The following is a 1,867-nucleotide window of genomic DNA, read 5'->3' on the forward strand; positions in this document are numbered from 1 at the left end:
CTGCCCGTTCGGGCGGCAGTGGCGGATGTCGAGCGACGTGCTTGTTCACTCAGCAGCGCCGGCGACACGTAGTGCGTCGAGTCGGGCGTGCGTCATCAGGGGACGAAACATGTGTGGTCGGTGGTGCCGGTGGCTGCGCGCGGTTTTCTGTCTCGTTGTGGCGTCGGCAGTTCAGTCGCCCGGTCCCCGCGCCTGCACGGGCGGTGATCAGGGTGTGGTCAGGCCCACGGGTCGTCGTGGTCTTCGGCGTCAGGTGTGTGGGAGTGCATCATGGTGCGTAGGCAGCGGGTCAGGCCGCTGCCGTTGGCGTTCTCGACCGCGCGCATCCATGGCAGCGGCGCCGTAAGTTGGGCCGTCTCGCCGGTGGCGAGATTGTCCAGCATGGCGCGCAGTTCGTCTGGGATCGGTAGGTCGGTGAGGCACATCCATCCCACTGCGGCGCTCACGCGTACCTCGGGCGGCCGTGCGGGGTCGGACCAGCAGGCCCGCATCCAGACCACCGTCCGCGAATCGCAGTGCGCCCGGGCCAGTTGAGCGATCGCCAGTACGAGGCCGGCGCGTGCGGCCGGGTCGTGTTCGGCGAGCAGGCGAGCGTGGAACGCGGTGAGGATGTCCTGCGCGCGGTCGGTAGCGGCCGCCAACACGTAGGCGGTGGCGATGCGCACTGCGGGATCGGGGTCGTCGAGCAGCGGCAGAAGGAGATCGGCGTCCGAAGCGATCGCGTCGCGGGCTGCCTGGACCGACCAGTTCTGCAGGTAGCCCGTAACCTCGAAGGACCACTCGTCATCGCCTCGGAACCGCAGCATATCGGCACGCGTGCACACACCCTGGTGCCGCATGCGCGCCACCTCGGCCGCCACCGCCAGAGCCCCGGCGCGACGGCCGGCCTCCGGACCGGTACTGACCCGGATCAGGAAGGGGACCGTCGGCGCCACCGCAGCTCTCATGTCGTCTGCACACAAGCTCATGAGCCTGCCGAACACAGCATCGTCAGCGGCATCGCCCGAGCGCAGCCACTCCATGGCCTCCCGGACCCTGACACCTTTCGGGAAGCGGTCCCAGGGGACCTCCTCAATCAGGAACCCGTCCTTGGCCTCCGCCCGGATGCCCGCCACCACCGTACGAACGTCGAGGAGCCCTCCCGCCTGATCGAGCGGATCCCCGTCCACGAACGCCCGCTCCACCGCCCGGTAGGCCGGGTCGCTATCCCACCAACTCACCGGCTACCTCCACTGCCTCCAGACCCGGAACCGCGGCATCGGAGGAAGCTGGAACATTCACGCGCGCTACCCCCTACGCCCTACGCCCTGCTGCCGGGCTCCGTCTGGTTGATGAGGCCGAGCCAGTAGCGGTGCACCGAGGCGAAGGGTTCGACGCCGTCACCATCGCGGCGGGCCGCTTCCATCGACCACGCGCAGGTTTGTCGGGCTTTGGCGCTGACCCAACTGGGATACGTGTAGCTCACTTGGTGTTCGGCGAACTCGTCTTCGTCCTTGATATAGGCCGCGCCGTTACGAAGCCGCACGACATCGAGATCGAGGTCCACCACGCGCAGAACGGTCCCGGACGCATTCCACTCTGGCACCGTGCAGACGTCGCAGTACATCTCAGGGCCCGGATCTGCGCAGAATGTGGCTGTCCACCATTCACCGCGCGGGGCCAACATCACGTGCGTGAACCGGTTTGTCCAACCGCCTAGGCTCGAGCTGACGGCGACACCCTGCGCAGTGCTCAACCACACACCATGCTCATCCTGGCCCAGCCAGGTAGCAGTCCACTGGCCAGTCAGACTCCCGTCATACTTCCGTACATCGACCAGCACGGACCTGCTCCCTGTAACCACGCAAAGACGCTAGCCCGACAGCAT

Annotated in this window: 2 protein-coding genes; both read right to left on the reverse strand. The window is 67.3% G+C overall.

Annotated features, from left to right (window positions below; all coding sequences use genetic code 11):
* Positions 1-218: 218 nt before the first annotated feature.
* Complete coding sequence (locus ADL25_RS50390) at positions 219-1,220, reverse strand: hypothetical protein (RefSeq protein WP_059127282.1); 1,002 nt, start codon at positions 1,218-1,220, stop codon at positions 219-221.
* A gap of 80 nt (positions 1,221-1,300) precedes the next feature.
* A complete protein-coding gene (locus ADL25_RS09835) occupies positions 1,301-1,666 on the reverse strand; it encodes a DUF402 domain-containing protein (protein ID WP_234380792.1) in 366 nt (121 codons plus the stop codon).
* Between the last annotated feature and the right edge of the window lie 201 nt (positions 1,667-1,867).

Origin of the sequence: Streptomyces sp. NRRL F-5122 (genome assembly GCF_001507435.1) — a bacterium.
In the GTDB taxonomy this organism is placed as follows: domain Bacteria; phylum Actinomycetota; class Actinomycetes; order Streptomycetales; family Streptomycetaceae; genus Streptomyces; species Streptomyces lannensis.